Source organism: Nocardia sp. IFM 10818, from assembly GCF_054655275.1.
Genome location: NZ_BAAHJH010000001.1, coordinates 6,126,968 through 6,148,147 on the forward strand (window position 1 = coordinate 6,126,968; position 21,180 = coordinate 6,148,147).

Annotated in this window: 5 protein-coding genes; 1 reads left to right on the forward strand and 4 read right to left on the reverse strand. The window is 70.4% G+C overall.

The window, feature by feature from the left end:
• The first annotated feature begins 63 nt into the window (after nt 1–63).
• On the forward strand, nt 64–2,073 hold the full coding sequence (locus tag ACYQ5L_RS28585) for a TPM domain-containing protein (RefSeq protein ID WP_459961332.1): 2,010 nt from the start codon (nt 64–66) through the stop codon (nt 2,071–2,073).
• 382 nt (nt 2,074–2,455) lie between these two features.
• Here the strand turns inward: ACYQ5L_RS28585 and ACYQ5L_RS28590 are convergent, their stop codons facing one another.
• From ACYQ5L_RS28590 to ACYQ5L_RS28605, 4 genes are all read right to left on the reverse strand, one after another.
• Nucleotides 2,456–3,061, reverse strand: coding sequence for a response regulator (locus ACYQ5L_RS28590; RefSeq protein WP_459961333.1), 606 nt, complete (start codon nt 3,059–3,061; stop codon nt 2,456–2,458).
• A complete protein-coding gene (locus ACYQ5L_RS28595; RefSeq protein ID WP_459961334.1) occupies nt 3,058–4,254 on the reverse strand; it encodes a sensor histidine kinase in 1,197 nt (398 codons plus the stop codon). Before ACYQ5L_RS28595 ends, ACYQ5L_RS28590 begins: the two co-directional genes overlap by 4 nt.
• Before the next feature lie 534 nt (nt 4,255–4,788).
• Nucleotides 4,789–6,225: a molybdopterin-dependent oxidoreductase gene (locus tag ACYQ5L_RS28600; protein ID WP_459961335.1), complete on the reverse strand. Its 1,437-nt coding sequence runs from the start codon at nt 6,223–6,225 to the stop codon at nt 4,789–4,791.
• A gap of 343 nt (nt 6,226–6,568) precedes the next feature.
• Nucleotides 6,569–21,178 carry an amino acid adenylation domain-containing protein gene (locus ACYQ5L_RS28605; RefSeq protein WP_459961336.1) on the reverse strand — a complete coding sequence of 4,870 codons (14,610 nt, stop codon included), beginning with the start codon at nt 21,176–21,178 and terminating at the stop codon, nt 6,569–6,571.
• Between the last annotated feature and the right edge of the window lie 2 nt (nt 21,179–21,180).

The following is a 21,180-nucleotide window of genomic DNA, read 5'->3' on the forward strand; positions in this document are numbered from 1 at the left end:
ACCGCCGACACGGGTGGCGGGAAGAAACTCCTCGCACCCCATCGCGGCGGATAGATTCGAACCATGCCGCTCCGTAAGCAGCTGTCCGTGATCGCGACCGGCCTCCTGCTGGCCCTGTTCCTCGCCGCCGCGCCGGGCGCGGCGGAGGAGCCGCAACGGCTGCCCACCTATGTGACCGATACCGCCGGGGTGCTCAGCGCCGGGCAGACCGCGGAGTTGCAGACCGCCATCGACTCGCTCTATGCGCAGGATCACGAGCGGCTGTGGATCGTGTACGTGCGCGACTTCGGCGGGCTGGACGCGAATACCTGGGGTGATCGGACCGCGAACGCCTCCGGCTTCGGGGACCGGGACGTGCTGCTGTCGGTCGCGGTCGAGGATCGGGCCTACGCCTTCACCGGCACGGTGCCGGAGTCGGTCACCGACAAGGAATTGGATCGGCTGCTCATCGACAAGGTGGAGCCCAAGCTGCGCGCCGGCGATTGGGCCGGGGCCGGGCTGGCGACCGCGAACGGACTGTCGGAGGCGATGAATTCCGCCGAGGGCGGCGTGAGTTTCCGGACGATTCTGGTGCTGCTGCTGATCGTGGCGCTGGTGGTGGCGGCGCTGTGGTTCTGGTCGCGGATGCGGCGCAACCGGCGGCTGCGCGCCGAGGTGGAGGCCGCGCGGAATGTGGATCCGGCCGATACCAAGGCGCTGACCGCGCTGCCGCTCGCCGCCCTGGATACGCGGTCCAAGGAGATCCTGGTCGATCTCGACAACGCCATTCGGACCAGCTCCGAGGAATTGCGCCTGGCCACAGACGAATTCGGCGCCACCGCCACCGCGCCGTTCACCGCGGCCCTGCAAGCCGCGAAAGACGCGCTCGCCAAGGCGTTCTCGATCCGCCAGCAGCTCGACGACGATATTCCGGAGACCCCGGAGCAACAGCGCACCATGCTGGTGGACCTGATCGGCGGCTGCGGCCGCGCCGATCGTGAACTCGACGCCAAGGTCAGCGAATTCGACTCCATGCGCAACCTGCTCATCAATGCCGGGGACCGGCTGGACGCGCTGACCCGCGATGTCGTGGATCTCACCACGCGCGTTCCGAACTCCGAAACCACGCTGACCCGACTGCTCGCCGCGCACCCGCCGTCGGTGCTCGCTCCCGTCCGCGACAACGTGACCATGGCGAAGGAGCGAATCGCGTTCGCGGAGAGCAGCATCGAGCAGGGCCGCGACGCGGTGGCGAAGCCCGTCGGCCAGCAGGGCGGTGCGGTGGCCGCCATTCGCGGCGCGGAATCCGCTCTCGACGCCGCCCGCACCCTGCTGAACGCCGTGGACACCGCGGCCACCGATATCGAGCAGGCCCGCGCCGGATTGCCCGGCATCATCGAGGAACTGCGCCGCGACCTCGCCACCGCCGCCACTCTCGCCCAGCACGGCGGCCCCGACCTGACCGCGGCCACCACCGGCGCGCAATCCGCCCTCAACCAGGCGACCGCCAATGGTTCCACCAACCCCCTCGGCTCCTTCCAGCAGGCGGTAGCCGCCGACACCCTGCTCGACAAGGCGATCGCCGCCGCCACCGACCGCAAACTCGCCGCCGAGGAACTCGCCCGCCGCCTCGACCAGGCCCTCACCGCCGCCCGCTCACAAATCAACGCGGCCTCCGATTTCATCAGCACCCGCCGCGGCGGCGTCGACGCCGAACCCCGCACCCGCCTGGCCGAAGCCCAGCGCAACCTGGAACAGGCCCAGCAACTCGCCGCCTCCGACCCCACCCAGGCCCTGCAATTCGCCCAGCGCGCAACCGAACTCGGCGCCCGCGCCCTGCACACCGCCCAAGCCGCCGTCCGCGATTGGCAAGCCCAACAACAGACCAGCTCCAACTCCCAAGCCGGAGCAATCCTCAGCGGCGTCCTACTCGACGGCATGCTGCGCGGTATGGGCACCGGCTACCGCAGCGGCGGAGGTTTCGGCGGCGGAGGCGGTTTCGGCGGCGGAGGCCGCCGAGGCGGCAGCTACGGCCCCGGCTCCTTCGGCGGCTCCTCCGGCTCCCGCCGCATCAGCCGCGGCGGACGCTTCTGACCTGCACTGTCGCCGGCCGCCCCAGCCGTTCAACCGGCCGGACGTTCAACCCGTTGATCCAGCCCAGCCGCTCGGCGGCGGGAGCGGCGTCGGCCCGGATCCCGACGCCGCTCTCGCCGGTTCCGCGCGCCTCCGATCATGATCACCGGGAACTGGTGGCGGCATTTCGCGAGAAGCCCCCGCCATCAGTTCCCGGTCGGCGTATTTTCACTCCGCGTCACAGCCGGCCCAGCCGCTCGGTGGCGCAATTGTGTTCGGCCCGAACCTCCGTGCCGCTCTCGCCGATTGCGCACGCCACCGATCATGATCACCGGGAACTGGTGGCGGCATTTCGCGAGAAGCCCCCGCCACCAATTCCCGGTCGATGCATTTCACTTTCGGGTCAGAGCCAGCCGAGGCGTTCGGCGGTGCGGACTGCTTCGGCGCGGGTTTTGGTGCCGGTCTTGCCGATTGCGGCGGACAGGTGGTTGCGGACTGTGCCCTCGGAGAGGTGGAGGGTTTTCGCGATGGCGGCTGCTGTCGCGCCGTCGGCTGCGGCGGCGAGGACTTCGCGTTCGCGGGCGGTCAGGGGTGAGGTGCCGGCGGTGAGGGTTTCGGTGGCGAGGGCCGGGTCGACTACGCGCAGGCCCATATGGACGCGGCGGACGGCGTCGGCCAGTTCGCGGGCGGGGGTGTCCTTGACGACGAAGCCGTCGGCGCCGGCGTCGATGGCGCGGCGCAGGTAACCGGGGCGGCCGAAGGTGGTGACCATGAGGATGCGGACGCCGGGGTGGGCGGCGTGTAGTTGGGCGGCGGCCGAGATGCCGTCGAGGCCGGGCATTTCCACATCGAGCAGGGCGACGTCGGGGTGGGTGCGTTCGACGGCGGCGAGCACCTCGTCGCCGCGGCCGACTTCGGCCACGACCCGTAGGTCGGGTTCGAGTCCGAGCAGGGCGGCGAGTGCGCCGCGCACCAGCGCCTGATCGTCGGCGAGCAGCAGTTTGATCATTCCAACTCCCGTGTCGAGGCCGCCGGAAAGCTGGCCAGCACCTGTAATCCACCGCCCGGCCGGTTCGACACCGTCAGGGTGCCGCCGGTGGCCCGCACCCGTTCCCGCAGTCCGGACAAGCCGGAGCCGAATCGGATTCCGTCCGCCGTGCCCGCGCCATCATCGCTCACCTCGATACTGGTCGGCGACACCCGCACCGTGGCGTGCCGGGCTCCGCTGTGCCGCACGATATTCGTGACCGCCTCGCGCAGCACCCAGCCGAACACCACGCTGTGCCGGATCGGCAAGTCGTCGGAGTCCGGCAGCTCGGCATCGATCTCCGCCGCGCGCAGGGCCGTTCGCGCATTGGCCAGCTCCCCCGCCAGCGACATCTCCCGCAGCCCGCCCACCGTCGAGCGCACCCCCGCCAGTGATTCCCGCGCCAGCCGCTCCACATCCGCCAGCTCGGCCTTGGCCCGCTCGGGATCCAGCGCCAGGAGCCGTTGCGCCAGTTCCGTCTTCACCGTGATGACGGTCAGCGAATGCCCGAGAATGTCGTGCACATCCCGGCCCACCCGCAATCGCTCCTCCGCGATCGCCAGTTCCGTCAACCGCCGCCGCGCCTGATCCAACTGCTGATTCCGCCGGATCAACTGCCGGATCCCGCCCACCGCGACCGCCGCCAGCCCGATCGACTGCATCGACGCCCACGCCGGCCCCTCCCCCGCCACCAGTTGCGGCACCACCGTCGTCGCCAGAATCAATGCGATCAACACCGGCACCGCCCGCCGCACCGGCAGCACGAACGCGATGAACGACGCCGGATACACCGCCAGCCCCAGCGCGTCGAACCGCAGCGTGGCAGCCGCCGCAGCCATGAGCGCGGTCAGCACCACCAACGGCAGCACCACCAACCGCATATCCGGATTGGGCCACACCCCCTGCAGCACAACCGAACTCGACCGCTCTTCCTGCTCCGCCTTGTTTCCCCCGTCGACCTGCCGGTCCGGAACCCGCAACGCGAGCCAGAACGCTCCCACGTAGCAAACCCCGAACGCCACCACCACCGCCACCGTGTACCACCGCGCCGCCGCCCCTTCCAGCGCCCACGCCTCCCGCAGCGGATCGATCAAATAGACCGACCACACAGCGGCGAAGATCCACCCATATCGCCGCCGCCGCGCAATGCTCGCCCGCACCTCGCTGTCCCGCACACCGCCGGACGCTACCCGACCGAACCCGGCCCCGACCCCCCGCAACCCTCCGGCAACGACAACCTCACGCCTCATCTCCCGCCGCCGCACCACTGCCCGCCGCCCGACCCGCAATCTGCAACGTTCCAGGTCATGACCATCTCCTCGACAGATCCCGCCGAGGCCGGAGACAGGGCAGCAGCGCTCACACCCTCACCCTCCGCCACGACCGGCGACGATGCCCCCGATGTTCGTCACGCTTCACCTATGACAAACGTCATGATCACCACCGCCGTCCGAGCCATGCTGGGTCGGCATGCCCACCCTCGGGCCTCCACAGATTGGCGATCACCCGCGCGGAGTTGCTCGATCAGCCCACGACCCCTCGTCACCGGATTGGATGCCCGCATAGCCTCCGGTACGGCACTCGATAGCCGGCTCGGCCGCGAATCGAGCGAGCCGTGCGACGACGGGGCCGATCGATTCACCCTCCGAACGGCTACTGGTGCACATGCATTCGCGGTGAATGCCCGCACCACGACCGGCTCCGGTGGATCAGGCGGTGATGGTGATGGTGTGCAGGCCGCTGGGACCGTTCGGGAAGGGTGGGCGGGTGGTGGCGTCCTGGACTTCGCCGGAGCGGCTGGTCACGCGGGCCTGGATGGTGTGGTCGCCCGGCGGGAGGTCGATGATGGTGCGCCAGCGGCGCCAGGAGGCGGGGGACAGTTCGGCGCCGAGTTCTACTGGGATCCAATCGGTTTCGTCGATGCGGATTTCGACGGCGGAGACGCCCCGGGGTGGGGCCCAGGCGACGCCGGCGATGGTGTGCTTGCCGGAGCCGGGGGTGCCGCAGGAGGCCACGTCGATGCGGGCCTGGGGGGTGACGAAGAGGGGTTCGCTGGTCCAGCCGCGCTTCCACCAGTAGTCGACGTGGGTGTCGTCGGAGAGTTCGAGTTCGGTCAGCCATTTGGCGCCGGTGTACTGGCCGTAGAGGCCGGGAACGAAGACGCGGGCGGGGAAGCCGTGTTCGGGCGGGAGGGGCTCGCCGTTCATGCCGATGACGAGATAGCCGGGCCACTCGCCGGTGCGCAGGGGCTCGAGCGGAATGGAGATGGTGTAGCCGTCGATGGCGCGGGTCACCAGGCGGGTGGCGCCGGATTCGGGCACGGCGTGGTCGAACAGGTCGGTGAGGGGGACGCCGAGCCAGCGGGCATTGCCGGCGCGGCCGGAGCCCGGGGTGTTGTGCACGCAGACCATGACGGCGTCGAATTCGACCGCCTGCTCGGCCAGATCGCGCAGGGACAGGCGCAGCGGGTGGGCGACCTTGCCGGTGATGGACAGTCGCCAGTGGGTGGGGTCGATGCGGGGCGGGCGCGAGTTCACGTCGGCCACATAGAACTTGCCGATCGGGGTGATGAGCGGCGAGAGACCGGGCTCGGTGCCGAAACCGTCCTCGGGAATGGGGGTGTGCGCGGCCCGGGGACCGAGGCGTTCGACCTGCTCGCGATGGCGTTGGTCGGCGCGGCGCACCATTGTTTCGGCGGTGGCCAGCAAGCCGAGTCCGGTTGCCGCCCAGAGCAGCCCGCCGCGGAAGCGGCTCGGTGGGCGGAGCAAGCCCGAGCGCAGGACACCGGCGGCCGCGAGACCGCCGAGCGCGCCCGCCATCGACGGGTTCGGTCCGCGCAGCGCCGTGGCGGCGGCGCCCGCGCCGAAAAGCGCTGCGGCCGGGGTGCGCCAGCGATCCGGCAGGCCGCCCAGCACGGCGGAGGTCGCGACGGCGCCGAGGGCCACCCCGGCGCGCGTGGTCTCCTTGTCGTGTTCGCCCGACATGGCGATGATCGCCTCGACCACCTGCACGGGCGCGGTATCGGCCAGGACCCGGCCGACCCCGTCGATCAGCGACCCGCCCCGGGCGGCGGCGACCAGCTCGCCGGCGCCGAGCGCCCCCAGACCGACCGCTGCCGCACCCAGCAGCCGACCCTTACCGTTCACCGACACAGCTCGACCTTCCCTAACTCCGTTCGTGAAGCGCGTCGAATGTGCCGCACGCTTACACGACCTGGTGAATTGCTCCACCAGGGTTGGCCTGCAACCGTAGTCTCAGGTCTGCTCGTGGCAGTACCATCGCCCAGCAAGCCGGGGCTTACACGGTTTCCAGCGAGCGTTTAACGTCCGACGCAACTCGCCTAGACGATCCTGCAAAGCAACTGCCCGACCTACGGTTTGGTTTTCGCCGCACTCCGGGACTGCCTCAGGCTAGCACCGAATGACATGCCTCCACGCAGAATTCGGACCGGCCATCACCGTAGCCTGTCACGTCGGCGGCCCGGCGGACTCAGCGGCGCAGATACTCGTCGACCAGCGGTCCGATGAGGGCCAGCGCTTCAGGTGTGACCAGTCTGTTGTGACCGAATTCGACCGGATGATCGTGAATCGTGCCCGCGATGTACGGCCGCCAGGTGCTGACATTCGGGGTGGGATCGGTATTGCCGGAGGCGGTGAAGAACAGCAGGTCGCCGTCGAATACCTCGGGGCGGTGCTCGGCGATCTGGCGCAGCAGGTGTTGCAGATCGCTGTAGAGGTGGTCGATTTCGGTGGCGGAGAAGGGGACTCCGGAGGCCGCCAGGAGTTCGGCGGCGCGAGCGGGGGTGATGTCCTCGAATTCCGGTGCGATGTCGATACCGCCGAATTCGGCGAGCAGCATGGACAGCGGCGGGATGGCGGACTCGTCGGGGATGGCGACATCGGCGCGCGCGTCCATCATGATCAGCGAGGGCACCTGCTCACCGCGGCGGCGCAGTTCGACCGCCATGGCGTGCGCGAGCGGGCCGCCCGCGGAGTAGCCGAGCAGGTGATATGGGCCGTGCGGTTGGACGCGGCGGATCTCCTCCACATAGCGGATGGCGAGATCGCGCACGGTGCGGTCGGCGCTGCCGCCATCGGTGACGCCCGGGGACTGCAGGCCGTAGACGGCGTGCGAGCGGTCGATGTACTGCACCAATCCGCCGTAGCACCACGCCAATCCGACCGCCGGGTGCACGCAGAACACGGCCGGGCCGCTGCCGGTCGGGCGCATCGGCAGCAGGACGCGCATGGACGGTTCCACCTCGGGTTGTTCGGCGGCCCGAGCGAATCGGATGGCCAGGGCGGCCGGGGTGGGATCGAGGAACATCCATTGCAGGGGCATGGGGATGCCGGTCTGCTCGCGCACCCGGGTCACCAGCTGAACGGCCGCCATGGAGTTGCCGCCGATCTCGAAGAAGTTGTCGTCGATGCCGATTCGCGGGGCGTTCAGGATGGTTTCGAATGCGGTGGTGAGGGTGTGTTCGATCTCGTTGCGCGGGGCGCGGTAGACCCGCGCGGGTTGCGGGGCTCGCGGATGGGTCCTCACCACGGGCCCGTGCTCGTCGTGAGCCTTCACGGTGAGCGGCGGCAGCCGGTGGCCGGGGGTTTCGAGATCGCCGACCGGAGCGTCCGGGGTCGCGGCCAGCGCGGTGAGGAGGGCGACGAATCCATCGGCCATGGACTGGGCGGTCGATCGGTCGAACAGGTCGGTGGCGAAGGTGAGCGAGGCCGTGATGCCCGCCGGCGCGCCGGTCTCGCCGAACTGTTCGGCCAGCATCCATTCGAGATCGAACTTGGAACCGGGCGCGGGCGCCTCCAGGGGGCGAATGGCCAAGCCGGGCAGTTCGGTTCGCGCGGTTTGCAGGTTCTGGAAGGCGAGCAGCACCTGGAACAGCGGGTGGTGCGCGGTGGAGCGCACCGGCGCCAACGCCTCCACCAGGCGTTCGAACGGGAGGTCCATATTGCCGTAGACGGCCAGGTCATCCTGTTTCGTGGCGGCGAGGACGGTACGGAAATCGGCGGTGGCGTCGATGCGCGAGCGCAGCACCACCGTATTCACGAACATGCCGACGAGATCGTCGAGTTCACCGTCACCGCGTCCGGCCACCACCGAGCCGATGGCGATATCCGGTCGACCGGAAAGCCGCGCCAGCAGAATCGCCAGTGCCGCGTGCATCACCATGAACGGGCTGGCGCCGTGTGACCGGACCAGCACTTGCAGCCGGTCGTGAACCGTTGCCGGAATGGTGAATTCGATGCGATCGCCGATACCGGAGGGCAGGGCCGGGCGTTCCCGGTCGGTGGGCAGGGCGTGGACTTCGGGCAGACCGGCGAGGCGGTCGCGCCAGAACTCCAGCTGTTCGTGCGCGAGGCCGGCGGGGTCGTCGTCGGCGCCGAGCAGTTCTCGCTGCCACAGGGCGTAATCGGCGTATTGCAGCGGCAGCGGCTGCCACTGCGGCTGCGCTCCGGCCGTGCGGGATGCATAGGCCCACAGCACATCTCGTGCCAACGGGGCCATGGACCAGCCGTCGGCGCCAATGTGATGCACCGCCAGCGCGAGCACCGTGCGCTCCGGAGCCGTGTGCAGGATGCAGACACGCAGCGGGACCTCCCGCGTGATGTCGAATCCGCGTGCCAGTTGCGCGGTCAGCACCTCACCGATTGCCGCTGCGCCGACCTCGATCTCGGTGATCGGCGTGAGGCCCGGTGCGGCGGTCAGGATCTCCTGGTACGGCAAGCCTTCCGGACCGATCGGATAGATGGTCCGCAGGGTTTCGTGCCGCTCCACCACATCGTCGACGGCCGCGCGCAGGGCCACGACATCCAGCGCGCCTTCGATTTCGAACGCGCCCGGGATGTTGTAGATCGGCGAGCCCGGGTCGTAGCGATTCAGGAACCACATGCGCTGCTGCGCCGCCGACAAGGGAATTCGATCCGGGCGCGGCCGCGGGCCGAGGCGGGGGCGATCGGTGGCGGCCCCGGAGGTGAGCAGGGCGGCCAGTTCCGCCACGGTCGGCGCGTCGAAGAGGGCGCGCACCGGTACGGCGGTTTCCAGGGCCGCACCGAGCCGGGCGACCACGCGGGTGGCGATGAGCGAGTTGCCGCCGAGCGCGAAGAAATCGTCGTCGCGCCAGACTTGTTCGATGCCCAGCACTTCGGCGAAGACGGCAGCCACCGCCGCTTCGTGTGGGCCGGCGGGAGGCTGCCGGTCACCGGTATCGAGGTGCGGGGCGGGCAGCGCGTCGCGGTCCAGTTTCCCGTTCGCGGTGCGGGGCAGGTCGTCCAGCACGACGATGGCGGAAGGCACCATGTACGACGGGAGCCGTTGCGCCACGGCCTTCTTCAGCCGATTCGAATCGAGCGCCTCGCCCGATTCGGGCGCCACGCCACACGACTCGCCCGGTTCGGACGTCACGGCATTCCGCTCGCCCGATTCGGACGTCACGGCATTCCGCCCGCTCGGCTCGGGCACCACGTAGCCGACCAGCATGCCGCCGCGATCATCGTCCCGCACGAGCGCAACAGCGTGAGCGACGCCGGGTTCGGCGGTGAGCGCGGCTTCGACATCTCCTAGTTCGATGCGCAATCCGCGCAACTTCACCTGAGTGTCGGTGCGGCCCAGGTACTCCAGGTTCCCGGCTCGCCGCCGCACCAGATCACCGGTGCGGTACATGCGCTCTCCGGCCGCGAACGGATCGGCGACGAATCGTGCCGAGGTGAGATCGACGCGTCCGTAGTAGCCGCGCGCCAAGGCGATTCCCGCCAGGTACAGCTCGCCGACCACGCCATCGGGGACCGGACGCAAGCGGCCGTCCAGCACCAGTGCGCGCAGGCCGGGTGCGGGCGTACCGATGGTGATCGGATCGCCCGGGTGCAGCGGCGCGCTGCCGGTGGCCCATACGGTGGCCTCGGTCGGGCCGTAATCGTTGAAGTGCAGGCGTCCCGGTGCGGCCCAGGCCGCGACCAGCTCCGGCGGGCAGGGCTCGCCGCCGGTGATGATCATGCGCAGCGCGTCCAGCCCGGCCGGATCCACGGTCGACAGGGCCGACGGGGTGATGCCGATGTGCGAAACGCGTTCGCGGGCCATGAGTTCACCCAGGTCGGGGCCGGCGAACACGGTGGGCGGCGCGACCACGAGCGTCGCGCTCGCGCTCACCGCCATCAGCAGTTCGAGCACCGAGGCGTCGAAGCTCGGTGAGGCGACGTGCAGTACGCGCGAATCTCGGGTGATGCCGTCGCGTTCGCGCTGCGCCACAGCCAGATTCGCCAGGCCCGCATGGGTTACCACCACGCCCTTCGGCGCGCCGGTGGAACCGGAGGTGAAGATGACGTAGGCCGGATTGTCCGGACGTACTGTCCGCGAAGGCTTCTCGAAGTCCGCGGTGGATCGGGCGGCGGGCCCGTCCATGACCTGATCGTCCAGGCACCACCACTCCACCGTGCCCGGGAGCCGGTCGCGCTGGGTGGAGACCGTCAGGCCGAGCCGGACGCCGGAGACATCGATGATGCGGGCGATGCGGTCGGGCGGGTAGGCCGGATCCACCGGCACGAAGGCCGCCCCGGTGCGGGCGACCGCCCACACCGCGAGAATGGATTCGATCGAGCGGGGAATGCCCACGGCCACCAGCGTTTCCGGCCCTGCACCGGCGCGGGCGAGTTGTGCGGCCAGTAGTTCGGCGCGCTCGTCGAGCTCCCGGTAGGTCAGCTGCCGATCACCGCAGACGACCGCGACACCGTCCGGGTTGGCCGCGACGGCATCCGCCATGAGTTCGGCAAGCGTGCGCGGCGCCGCTGCGGGCGGCGCCGAGACCCGTAGTTCGTCTCGTTCGGCGCCGGTGAGCAGATCGATGTCGCCGACCGGCGAGTCCTGCTCAGCGGTGACTGCCGTGAGCAGTCGCAGCAGCCGATCGGCGAGCGCTCCGACCGTATCCTCGTCGAACAGGTCGGTGGCGTAGACGCAGCGCACCTCGAGACCGTCCGCCGTGCCGATCACGGTGAAGCTCAGATCAAACCGGCTGTTGGTCTGCGGCAGTTCCAGCGGAGCGACGGTCAGCTCCGGCAATTCCAGCTCGGGAATCACCAGGTTCTGGAACACCAGCATGACCTGCACGAGCGGATGCCGCGCCTCCGACCGCGCCGGCGCCAGCACCTCCACCAGCCGTTCGAACGGCACGTCGGCCTGCTCGAACGCGGCGAGATCACCGTCGCGCACCCGATCCAGCAGCTCGCCGAAGCTCTCCTCCGCGCGAATTCCGGTGCGCAGCACCAGCGTATTCACGAACATTCCGACCAGATCGTCGAGTTCGCGCCGCCCGCGCCCGGCCACCGGCGTGCCGATGACCACGTCCGAGGTTCCGCTCAATCGCGCCAGTACCGCCGCCAGCGCCGCGTGCACGACCATGAACGGCGTCGCACGATGGGCCCGGGCAATTCGCTCGATGGCGGTCGTGAGCGCGCCATCCATCCGGGTGGTCCGCTCCCCCGCCCGATGCGAGGCGCGCGCGGGCCGCGGCCGATCCGTCGGCAGCTCCAGGTGATCCGGAATCCCGGACAGGGTCCGCGACCAGTACCCGATCTGCCGTGCCAGCAGCGATTCCGGATCCGCTTCGGCGCCGAGCCGGGCGTGCTGCCATATCGCGTAGTCGACGTACTGCACCGGCAAGGGCTCCCACTCCGGTGTCTGCCCCTCGGCTCGAATCGCGTACGCCGCAGCCACATCCCGTGTCAGCGGCGCCATGGAGAACCCGTCCGTGGCGATGTGATGCGCGACCAGCACGATCACATGCTCGTCCGGGGCGATCCGGAACAGCCGCAGCCGCACGGGAACCGCCGCGGTGACATCGAATCCCGCTGTCACCGTGCGGGCTACCGCACCGGGCAGCTCCGCCACCGTCACCGGCTCCGGTTCGAGATCCAGCGGCACGCCGTCCACCGTCAGCACCCGCTGTCCACCCACGCCGTCGATGTCGGGGTACACCGTGCGCAGCGTCTCGTGCCGCTCGATCACATCGCGCAAGGCATTCCGTAGAGCGTCCTGATCCAGCCGTCCCGAAAGCCGCAGCGCCACCGGCACGTTGTAGGCGGGCGAGTCCGGGTCGTACCGATTGACGAACCACATCCGCTGCTGAGCCGGAGACAATGGCACCGGATCCGGCCGCGGCCCGCGCCCCAGCACCGGCTCCACCGACCCGGCCTCCGCGCCCGCCAGCCGTCGCGCCAGCTCCGCGACCACCGGCGCCTCGAACAACAACCGCACCGGAACGGCTACCTGCAATGCCGCACTCAATCGCGCCGACACCCGCGTGGCGATCAGCGAATCCCCGCCCAGCGCAAAGAAATCATCTCGGGCACCGACCCGCTCCTGACCCAGCACCTCGGCGAAGGTCTCCGCGACCAGTACCTCGGCCCCGGTCGGCGCGATGTATTCCGCCTGCGCCAGAACAGGTTCCGGCAGGGCTCGCAGATCGACCTTCCCGCTGCCGGTCCGAGGCAGCTCATCCAGCACCTGAATGCTCGACGGCACCAGATATCGCGGCAGCCGCCCGGCGATCCACGTGTGCAGTCGGCTCGCGGCCGTCGACTGCTGCGGCCGCACCGGCGACGCCGCCTCGGCCGCCGGGAACGAATCCGGTCCGGCAGTGTCGCCGGACAGCGTGACGTACGAGCACAGCGCCATGACGCCGAGAGTGGTCCGGTGCGCGATCGTGACGGCGGACTCCACCTGCGGGTGCGTCATGAGCACCGCATCCACCTCGCCGGGCTCGACGCGGATGCCTCGGATCTTCACCTGGAAGTCGGTGCGCCCGACATACTCGAAACCCGTTGGCGTGCAGCGCATCACATCACCCGTCCGATACAGGCGCTGACCGGCGGAGTACGGATCCGGGACGAACCGGGCGGCGGTGAGATCGGGACGGGCGGCGTAACCGCGGGCCACGCCGGGACCGCGCACATACAACTCGCCGACCGCGCCCAGCGGGACCGGGCGCAGCCAGCTGTCCAGCACGAGCAATGTCGTGCCCGGCACCGGGTGGCCGATGATCGATGCGGTGTCCGGGGTCATCGGGTCGCTGTAGGTGGCGGCGACGGTGGCCTCGGCCGGGCCATAGGTGTTCACCCAGTGGCGTCCCTCGCCCAGACGGGCGACGAGAGCGGGCGGGCAGGGTTCGCCGCCGGTGGCGATGGAACGGATGCCCCGGAGATCTGCGGCATCGAGAGTGCCCAGCATGGAGGGCGTGCAGATCAGGTGTGTCGCAGCGCTTTCCGTGATCGCGGCCGCCAATTCCGCGCCCGCGTTCGCCTGCGGCGGCGAAACCACCAGGGTGGCTCGAATCGCGAAGGTGGTCAGCCACACCGAGATCGCGGCGTCGAAAGCCGGATTGAGGCAGTGCAGTACACGGGCCTCGCGGTCGATCCGGCAGGAGGCGGCCGTCGCGGCCACCAAATTCGCCAGACCGGTGTGGGTGACCACGACGCCCTTCGGGGTGCCGGTCGAGCCGGAGGTGAAGACCACATATGCCGCGTGCTCGGGGCGCAGCCGTCCCAGCCGCTCGGCATCGGATACGGTGTCGCCGGGCAGTGTGCCGAGTTCGCCGGTGACCGCGGGATCGTCGAGCACGATCCACCGCATGCCCTCCGACACAGCCCGGTCCGAACCCCGGGTTCCCACCGGCGTCGCCGACTCACCCGATTCACCGTGCTCCATTACGGTCTCGATATCCGACGTCGTAATACCGAGAACCGCACCGCATTCCGCGGCCATCGCGGCTGTGCGAGCAGCGGGCTGAGTGATGTCGACTGGTACGAAGGCCGCACCCGTCTTCGCAATCGCCCAGATGGCCACCATGGCCGCCGCCGAGCGCGGCAAGCCCACCAGCACCGCGCGCTCGGGCCCGGCGCCCGCACCGATCAGCAAGCGCGCCAGCCGGTTCGAAATAACATCCAGCTGCCGGTAGGTCAACGGTCCCGGATCCAGGTCCGGGTGCGCCGTCAGGACGGCGGGCGTGTCGGGCGGTTCGCCGGCGGTCAGCAGTTCGGGGAGCAACCGGATGTGGTGGCCGAGCGCGCCGTGGGCGATCGACGGGGTGTCGACCGGGTCGGTGCTGCGGAGCCGGCTGGTGTGGCGGTGCGGGTCCTCGGTGAGGGCTTGCAGGAGGTGGGCCAGGCCCGCGGCGATGGAATCGGCCTGGGCGGGTTCGAAGTAGCGGGGTGAGCGGGTGAGTTCCAGGCGGAGACCGTCGGTGGAGTAGGCGGCCAGGGAGAGGGGGTAGTGGGTGCCGTCGTGGGCTTGGATACCGGTGACCGAGAGCTGGGCCTGGTGGGTGGCGGCGGTGAGGGAGGCGGCGTCCACGGGGTAGGACTCGAAGACGGTGGCGGTGTCGAAGAGCGGGCCGAGGGCGGTGCGGGCGTGGATTTCGTCCAGGCCGAGGAATTGGTGTTCGGCCAGGGCGGCCTGTTCGCGCTGGATGCGGGACAGGAGGGCGGCGATCGGTTCGGCCGGGTTCAGCGTGATGCGCACAGGAACGGTGTTCACCAGCATGCCGATCATGCGTTCGGCGCCGGGGAGTTCCGGTGGGCGGCCGGAAACGGTTGCGCCGAAGACGATGTCGGCGGAGCCGGTCAGTTCGCCGAGGAGGAGAGCCCAGGCGGCCTGCACGATCGTGTTGACGGTGACCTGGCAGTCCGCGGCGGTGGCGCGCAGTCGATCCGCCAAGCCTTCGGGCAACGGGACCTCGTGTGCGACAGGGGCGGTAGCGGCGCCGGCGCGCGGGGCGGTGGGGGCGACCAGGGTCGGGCCTTCCAGACCGGCCAGGGCGCGGGACCAGGCTTGGCGCGCCTTGTCGGTGTCGCGGTCGGACAGCCATTCGAGGTAGCGCCGGAACGGAACCGGCGCTCCGAATCCCTCGGCCGCTCCGCCGGTTTCGTACAGCCCGATGAGTTCGGCGAACAGCAGCGGCATGGACCAGCCGTCGAGGATCAGGTGATGGTTGGTGATGACCAGCCGGAATCTGCGCTCCCCCAGTGCGATGCACACGAATCTGATGAGCGGTGGTTCGTCGACCGCGAAGGGCTTGCGCAGCTCCGCCGCCGCGATCTCGTCGAGGTCGGTCTCGGACGCGCCGAAGGCCTCGCGGTACTCGCACGGCACCGGCACCTGCGCGGCGATCACCTGCACCGCGCGATCACCGGATTGGACGAACCCCGCGCGCAGCACGTCATGGCGGCGCACCAGCGCCTCGGCGGCGGCTCGCAGTCGTTCGATATCGAGGTCGGCCGCCACATCGATGACGGCCTGCACCGAGTATCCGTCGGAATCGCCCGCCGCCAGCTGCGCTCGGAACATCAGCCCGCGCTGCAAGGGCGTCAGAGGCCACACATCGTCCAGGTGTGCGTAATCGCGTTCCCACGACTCGATCTCGGTCTGCGTCGCATCCAGCAACGGCAGATCGCTGGGCGTGAGCCCACCGGCCTGCTCCGCCGCCACCAGCTCGGCGATCTCCCCGACCGCCGAAACCCATTCCCGCGCCAGCTCTTCCACCTCGGCGCGGTCCACGGCCTCCGCCGCGAACTGCCATACGGCCCGAATCCGCTGCTCCCGCTCGGATTCCAAGGTCACCGCATCCACCGAGACCACCGCCGCCAGCGGCATCTCCGGATCCGCGTGCCCGCCCAGCCGATCGGCCATCGACACCGGAACCCAATCCGCCTCGGCCGCCACATCCGGCAGCTGCCCGAGGTAGTTGAACCCGATCTGCGGCTCCCCCAACGCGGCCAGCTTTCCCGCCGTCCGCGGGTTCAGATACCGCAACAGCCCGAACCCGAACCCGCCCCGGGGCACGGCCCGCAACTGCTCCTTGACCAGCTTCACAGCGCCTTCGGCAGACCCGATCCGCGATCGCGCCGAATCCGATTCCGCGACAGCGGCGGCCGACACGAAGTCCGCGGCCTGGCCGGTGTCCGGACCCACCGAGATCATCTCGCCCGCCACAACCGGCCCGAGCCGGACGGGCACCTGCGAGGTGAACCAGCCCACAGTCCGCGACAGGTCCGCCCCCGGAATGGCGGCCTCGTCCCGCCCATGCCGCTCGACGGCCACCAGGGTTTCGCTTGCCGCAGCCTCGAATTGCCCGCGACCCGCACGCCACCGCGCCAATGCCAGAGCAAGCGCGGCAAGCAGCGCGTCCTCCACACCGCACCGGTACACGGCGGCAATCCGCCCGACCAGCGCGGCAGTTTCCGCTGCAGGCACCTCGACCTCGATGCGCCCGGCCGCACGGTGCGTATCCACCGCCGGATCCAACCGCCGCCGCCCCAGCACCGCGTCCGGAGCCAGAACCTCGCGCCAATACCCGAATTCGCCCAGCGGCCAATCCGGCACACCCACACGGTCCGCTGTGCCCACGGCCACCGGGACAGCGCCCGGAACAGCCTCCGCACCTCGCAACTCGTCCACGGCCCGCACAGGCCGCTCTACGACATCTCCCACGCCCGCTGCCGAAGCCCCGGCACCAGCAGCTTCGGGCACCGCCAGTGCCTCGGCAGCACCGGATTTCTCGAAAGCCTCGGGAGCTTCGAGAACTCTGGAACCCTCCGCAACCCCGCGCGCAGCAGCAGCTCTGAGCGTCTCGGACGTCTCGCGCGTCTCGGGCGTCTCGGGCGCTTCCGGAGATTCTGATTCCTCGGGATCTCCGGGAGACTCGGGAGCCGCAAGAGCTTTCGCTGCCGCAGTAGCTTCGCGCCTTTCCGGTGCCGCGAGAGCCTCGGATCCCTCGGAGGCCACCGCCGCTGCGAGTGCCTCGGATGCTGTTGCGAGGCGGTGGAGTGCGTGCGCCCAGGTGCGCATCGAAGTTCCGGTCGCGTCCAGCTCGGGCGTCGTCCCCGCCGAGGTCTGTGCCCAGGCGGACATGAGGTCGGGCAGGAGGATTCGCCAGGACACCGCGTCGCAGGCGAGGTGGTGCACCGCGATCAGGAGTCGGCCGGAAGCTTCGGGTCCGGCGTCGAGCCAGGTCAGGGCGAGCATGCGGCCCGCGCGCGGATCGAGGCGGAGAACCGCGGCGGCGAGTTCGCGCTCTATGAGGTCGGCCTCGACATCGTCTGCCGAGGCGCCGTTTTCGCCGCCCGGCGTCGCATCTGCGGCGGATGGCAGTGCGACGTCGCGCGTTGCTGCGATCCGGTCGGGCGGTTGCGGCGCACTGCTCACGGTGTCCGTCCGGTCGAGCCGCGTGATCAGGTCGGCGGCATCGGCCATATGCGGTGGCGGGACTTCGAATTCGGGGCCGGTCGCGGTGTCCACGATGCGGGTGCGCAACATGTCGTGGCGGTCGAGCAAGGCTTGGACGGTGTGGCGGAGTGCGTCCGGTTCGATGCCGGACGGAAGTCGCACCACCATGGATTGGGCGAAATGCTCCCAGCCGGGGCGGGCCAGCAGCCAGGCGGCAATGGGGGTGAGGGGCAGGCGGCCGATGCCACCGCCGGGGAGTTCCGGGAGTCGCTCGGTGCGGTCCTCGAGTTGATCGGCGACCGCGGCCAGGGCGGCGGGGGTGCGGTGCTCGAAGACCTCTCGGGCCGAGAAGACCAGACCGGCCGCGCGGGCGCGCGTGACGAGGGTGATGGCCATGATCGAATCGCCGCCGAGGGCGAAGAATGAGGTGTCGGGGCCGATGTCGGGGGTGCCGAGCACCTCGGCGAAGAGGGCGCACAGGGTGCGCTCGGTCTCGGATTCGGCCGCGCGGCGGTGAACCGGTTGGCGCACTATGGGTTCCGGTAGGGCGCGCCGGTCCACCTTGCCGTTGGCGGTGAGCGGGAGCGCGCCGAGAACCGTCACGGTGGCGGGCACCATGTACGGCGGCAGGCGACGGGTCGCATGATCGAGCAGGTCGGGCTCGCTGACGGTGACGCCGGCGTGCGGCACGACGTACGCCGCCAGCATGGCGCCGCCGCTCGGGGCGGGTCGCGCCACCGTCACCGCGATCTCCACGGCCGGATGGGCATTCAACGCCGCGTCGATCTCACCGAGTTCGACGCGCATCCCGCGCAGCTTGACCTGGAAGTCCCCGCGCCCGACATACTCGAGCACCCCGGACTCGGTCCAGCGCACCAGATCTCCGGTGCGATACATCCGGGCGCCCGCCGGACCCCAGGGCGCGGGCAGGAACCGCTCGGCGGTCAACCCCGGCCGCCCGGCATACCCGCGCGCCACACCCGGCCCGGTCACATACAGTTCCCCGGCGACACCGGTCGGCACCGGCCGCAGCCAGCGATCCAGCACCAGCATCCCGGCACCCGGAATCGGATCGCCGATGCCCGCGTTCTCCCCCGGCGCCAGGCCCTTGGTGTACGTCACGGCCACCGTGGTCTCACTGGGCCCGTACGAGTTCAGCAGATCCCGCCCAACCCCGAAGCGCGCCACGATATCCGGCGGCGTCGGCTCACCGCCCGAGGACACCGCCCGCACTCCGTCCAGCGCATCCGGTTCCAGCGTGGACAGCACCGCGGGCGTCGAGCACACCTGGGTGATCCCGTATTCCCTTACCAGCTGCGCCAATTCGGGCCCGAGCACCGGATCCGAGTCCGCCACGACCAGTGTCGTGCCGGACGCGAACGCCATCAGCCACTCCAGCACCGAGGCATCGAAACTCGGGTTCAGGCACTGTAGGACTCGCGATCCGGGCGCGACCCGATAAGCGTCCACAATGGCAGTCGCCAATCCGGCCAGACCGGCGTGCGTCACCACGACGCCCTTGGGCGTACCGGTGGAACCCGAGGTGAACACGATGTAGGCCGGATTCGCCACCCGCGCCGAGCCATTCAGCTCACCCGCGACGAGCGGCGCATCGAGCGCCTCCACGGCGGTCGGGGACACACCGTCCGCACCCTGCGGCCCGCCGCCGGTCGGGCCGGGCGCACCCGCGTCCAGCAGATCGTCCAAGGCGAGCCACCGCACCGATCGGGGCAACTCCGCGACGGACTTCTCGAACGTCAACCCGATCCGCGCACCGCATTCGGCAGCGATCCGAGCAACGCGCTCTCCGGGCATACCGGCGCCGACCGGCACGAAGGCGGCACCGGTCTTGGCCACCGCCCACAGCGCCACCATGGCTTCGATGGAGCGCGGAAGAGCCAGCAGCACAGCCGATTCCGGACCGATCGCCGAAGTCGGCACGACATCCGTCCCCAGCGTGTCACTGCGCAACAGCGTGCGCGCCAGCCGATTCGAGAGCGCGTCGAGCTGACCGTAGGTCAGCCGCCGGTCGCCGCACACCACGGCCACGCCATCCCGGCCGGCTTGTTCCAGCCCGGCCGCGAGAATCTCGGGCAGCAGCCGCGCTTGCGGAGCGGGCACACCGTGCGCCCCAGCGAGCAGCGGTTTCTCGTCCGCGGTGCAGTACTCCAGCCCGGCGAGCGGCGTATCCGCCTCGGCCGACAACAGCGAATCCAGCAGCGTCAGGAAGCGCCGGTGATGCCGGCCCAGCGAATCCTCTTCGTACAGGCGGGGATTCGCCGCGAAATCCACATGGATCGGCGCACCCGACCCGTGCTGATAGAAGTTGACGAACAGGTCCTCGATCGGCCCGGACGTCACCACGTGCAGGCTCGACTCCAGCCCCGCGAAGTCGATGCCCGCCGGGAACAACATGATGTTGATGACCGGCCCGACGAGCCCCCGCCCGAACTCGGGCCCGCCCGCGGTCCCGGCCTCCGGTCGCGCCGCTGCCGCGCCCTGCAATGCCGCCTCGTCCGGCAGTGCCGCCTCCTCGGACCGGGCCGCCTCGTCCGGCAGTGCCGCCTCCTCGGACCGGGCCGCCTCGTCCGGCAGTGCCGCCTCGCCGGACCGGGCCACCCCGCCGGACCGGGCCACCCCGCCGGACCGCGCCACCCCGCCGGACTGCGCCACCCCGCCGGACCGCGCCATCCGGCCGGACTGCGCCACCCGGCCGGACGGAGCCGCCCCGCCCGGGCGTGCGGCGGCACCGGCCGGTACCGCCACTGAATCTGCCGGTCGCGCTGCTGCGCCGGTCTCGCCTGTCCCGGCGGCACCCGGCGGAATCGTCTCCACCGCAGCGGTTTCCGCTCGGCCGGGCGCACCCGCGCGCATGTCCTCATGGCGGAATCGCTGGTGCCGCAAGGCTCCCGAGGCGGCGACCCGGATGGCGTCCAGGACCTCGCCCACAGCGCCGTCGCGCGGCACCCGCACGCGCAATGGCACCACATTGGCGATCATGCCGCCGGAGCGGCGCAGCATGGCGGTGGTGCGGCCGGACACCGGGAGGCTCAGAACCACGTCCTCGGTGGCGGTCATGCGGGCGTAGTAGAGGGCCACGGCGGCCATTACGAGGGTGGCCGAGCTGGTCTCGAAGCGGCGCGCCGCACTCTCCAGGCGTGCGGCGGTCTGCTCGGGGAGCTGGGCGCGGGCCTCGCGAGCCAGAGCGCGGGCGGGCGCGGTGGCGGAGACCAGGCTGCAGCGGTCCGGCATGCCGGCGGTGATCTCGTTCCAGTAGCGCTGGTCGGTGGTGAATCGCGACGATTCGCGATAGGCCATTTCGGCTTCGTGGACCTCCAGCAGGGAGGCGGCCGTGCCGGGCGGGGCCTGTTCGCCGCGGACAGCGGCGTTGTAGAGCTCCGCCACGCGATAGAGCATGGTGACCGAGCCGAAGCCGTCGATCAGGATGTGATGGCCGCGGGTGTACCAGAGGTGATGGTCCTCGCCCACCCGCAGCACCGTGGTCAGTCCGGTGCGCGCGCCGAGCAGGTCGATGGGCGCGGCGACATCGGCGCGCATCCATTCCAGGGCCGCCGCCACCGGTTCGGGCCGGTCGCGCAAGTCGAGGAATCCCACCGCCGGTTCGATATTCGGATCGACCATTTGGTATGGCCGGTCGTCGATATCCACCAGCCGCAGCACGCCCGAACCGAATTCACGTCCGGCAATCGCGGCCGCGCGGCGCAGGGCCGCCAGATCCAGGGGCCCGCGCATGTCGATGTACTGGGCCTCCGAGAGCGGCACGCTCGGGTCCAGCTGCTGCGCGTACCACATCCCCAGCTGGGCCGGGGACAGCGGGAATACCGTGGCGGTCTGCTCCGCCGCGAGTTCGCGGGTCATGA